Origin of the sequence: Longimicrobium sp., from assembly GCF_036280135.1 — a bacterium.
Lineage (GTDB): Bacteria > Gemmatimonadota > Gemmatimonadetes > Longimicrobiales > Longimicrobiaceae > Longimicrobium.
The window spans coordinates 1-3,245 of sequence record NZ_DASURI010000568.1 but is presented as its reverse complement, the minus strand read 5'-3'; the positions used below and the strand labels follow the sequence as shown (position 1 = coordinate 3,245).

2 protein-coding genes are annotated in these 3,245 nt (G+C 75.0%); both read right to left on the bottom strand.

Features of this window, described 5'->3' with window-relative positions:
• Positions 1-195 (bottom strand): hypothetical protein (locus tag VFZ20_RS18370; protein WP_329685382.1); only part of this gene is annotated, 195 nt, incomplete at its 3' end.
• Between the two features lie 218 nt (positions 196-413).
• Positions 414-3,095 (bottom strand): PBP1A family penicillin-binding protein, encoded by a 2,682-nt coding sequence (locus tag VFZ20_RS18365; protein ID WP_329685381.1) that lies wholly within the window; start codon positions 3,093-3,095, stop codon positions 414-416.
• Positions 3,096-3,245: the final 150 nt, after the last annotated feature.

The window sequence follows — 3,245 nt, the reverse complement described above, 5'->3', positions numbered from 1 at the left end:
CACCAACTGGCCCTCGAACGCCACCGAGCGCACGTCCCGCCCCTCGTACTGCGCGAACTGGGGAAGCGGACCCGCAGCCGCGCCGCCACCGTTGGCGGCGCAGGCGGAGAGCAGCGCGAAGGCCGCCGCCGCCAGGGCCAGCAGCGCCAGGCGAGGGCGGCGAACACGCGCCGCGAATCGGGATGCGTCGGGCATCAAGGGTGTGGCTGGGACGGTGCGCACGCGGCGGCGCGCCGCGATCCTGTGGAATCCACGGCGCTCCCCCTCATCGTCTCGGTCGCGCTCCGGCGCGCGGCGGCCGGGAATGTACGCCCGCCGCCCCGCGCGTCAAACGCGCGCCACGGCGCCGTCCGCGGAGGGACGGACGTACGCCGGGCCATAACGCTGCATCCTGGGAGCATCCAGCGTGCCACTCACCCGCGCGGGGGCGGCGGCGCCGGATCTCCCAGCACCGGCGGGCCCTCCCGCGCCGGCTCCGGCGTGTCCGCCGGGGGACCGTCGTCCCGCGCGGGAATGCGCAGGGTGTCCCCCGGCGGGGACGGCTCCGCGGCCGGGATGCGCAGCGTGTCGCGGGGCGCGTCCGGCACCTCCACGGGCTCCACGTCCACGGTCGTGGGCTCCACGGCCACCGTGTCGACCTCCACCTCCGTCACGGGCGCCGTCGCCGGCCGGCGCTCGCGGCGGGTGGACTCCGTGCCCTTGTCCGGGTCCACCGGGTCGTCACGGCCCACGACGCGGCGCACGCGGCCGCGGAGGTCGTCCCACGCCTCGCGGCCCCACTCGCGGACGCGCGTGCCCACGTCGTCGCGCGTGCGCTCCCACCAGCCGCGGTCGTCGCGGCGCGTGCCCCGCGGGCAGATGGCGGCCGGCACGTGGCGGCGCAGGAAGTACTCCGTGTACGTGTCGCCCCGCGCGCGGCAGCCGGGCGCCACCACCTGGTCGCGGCTCACCGTCACCTGGCGCTGGACGACGCCGCCGGGGGCGCGCCACGTCTCGCGCTCCTGCCCGCGCATGGCCACGCGCATGATGCGCCCCCACACGGGCGCGGCCAGCCGCCCGCCGGAGCCGTCCGCCGTGATGGTCCGCGGCCGGTCGAACCCGATCCACACGGCGCCCACGCGCTGCGGGGTGAACCCCACGAACCACGCGTCCGTGGCCCCGTTCGTCGTCCCCGTCTTGCCCGCGGCGGGAATGCCGTCCCCCAGCGCCGCGCGGGCCGCCGTCCCCGTCCCGCGGTCGACGACGCCGCGCATCAGGCTCGTCACGACGAACGCCACGCCCGGGTCCATCACCCGGCGGCGGCGGACGCGCTGGCGCCAGATGACGTTGCCGTCGCGGTCCTCCACCCGCGTCACGTAGCGCGGCTGCACGCGATAGCCCAGCGTGGCAAAGGGCGTGTACGCCGTCACCAGCTCCATGGGCCGCACGGCCGTGGCGCCGATGGCGATGGACGGCAGGGGCGGCATGTCGGCGCTGATGCCGGCGCGGCGGGCCGTCGTCTCCACGTCCTCCAGCCCCGCCCGCTCCGCCAGCGTGATGGCGACGGTATTGATGGACTGGCGGAGCGCCGTGCGAACCGTCACCACGCCGCGGTAGCGCCCGTCGAAGTTGCGCGGGACCCACACCTCGCCACCGGGCAGCTCGCGGCGCAGCGTGTCGTCGCGCACGGTGTCCGTGGGGGCCGTGCCCTCCGCGATGGCCGTGGCGTAGACGAACGGCTTGAAGGCCGAGCCCGGCTGCCGCAGCCCCTGGTTGATGCGGTCAAAGCGCGACTCCTGCCACGAGCGCCCGCCGACGAGGGCCAGCACATCGCCTGTCTCCGCGTCCATGAAGACGGCGCCGCCCTGCAGGTACGGCGTCTCCGTGGAGTCGCGGTACGCCGACCGCCGCGGCCCCGAGAACCGGCCGAACGCGCCGTTCTCCACCGCCCGAAGCTGCGCCTCCAGCTGCGTCTCGGCCGACGCCTGCACCCGCGGATCCAGCGTCGTGTGGATCTTGAGCCCGCCCTGGTACAGCGCGTCGCCCAGCTCCGCCTCCAGCGTCCTCCGCACCTGCTCGGTGAAGTACGGCGCGCGGCTGCGGCGGCGCTCCTCGGGGTTCCACCGCGCCAGGCGCACGGGCGCCTCCTTCGCCTCCGCCGCGTCGTCCGCCGTAACGCGCCCCTGCGCGGCCATCAGCGAGAGGACCAGGTTCCGCCGCTGGATGGAGCGCTGCAGGTTGCGTCGGGGATTGTAGTTCGTGGGCGCCTTGGGCAGGCCCGCCAGCATGGCCGCCTCCGACAAGCGCAGGTCCGACGGGTTCTTGCCGAAGTAGACCCGCGCGCCGCTGGCGATGCCGTAGACGCCCTCGCCGAAGTAGATGTTGTTGAGGTAGAGCTGGAGGATCTCGTCCTTGGTGTAGTGCCGCTCGATCTCCTGCGCCACACGGATCTCCAGCAGCTTGCGCCGCACGGTGCGCTCGCTGGCGGGAAGCCGGTCGGGAAAGACGTTGCGGGCCAGCTGCATGGTGATGGTGCTGGCGCCCGCGCCCCGCTGCCCGGGGATGAGGTTGCGCACCGTCTGCGCGATAAAGCGCGGCCAGTGCACGCCCTTGTGCCTGTAGAAGTTCTGGTCCTCGACGGCGACGAACGCGGCCGGCACGTACTCCGGCAGGCGCTTGAGGTCCACGACGGCCCAGCGCGCCGGCGACAGGTCCGCGATCACGTTGCCGCCCGCGTCGTACACCAGCGCGTTGCCGCCCGGCTGCAGCCCCCGCAGCCGCCGCACGTCCGGGCACCCCGTCAGGCCGCACCGCTGCCACGAGAACGTCAGCGCGAACCCCAGCAGCACGAACGCGCCCAGCACCCAGCGTCGCGTGCGCGGGTTGCGCACGCCGCCGGCGATGCCGCGCGTAAAGAACGCCAGGATGGCGGCGAAGAACCGCGCGTCGGCCCGCAGCGACTGGCCCAGCCAGCGCGCGGCCTGCGGCAGGGCCACACCGGGGTCCAGCACCAGCAGGCGCAGGTAGCGAAAGACACCCGCCAGCCGCGCGCGCAACGCCGGAAAGTAGCCGGGCCGGTAGAGGTTCTCGGGCTCCCGCGGGGTGGGCTCGGACATTCGGCTCTGGACGATGGATTCCGCCGCGCCCGCCGACCGCGCGGCGCGTGACGACAACTTGCACGCATCGCTCCCCGCGCGCGAGTCGCGGAGGGCCGATAACGGGCGAGAACGACGGTGGGGGCGGAGCCACCCGGCCCCGCCCCCACC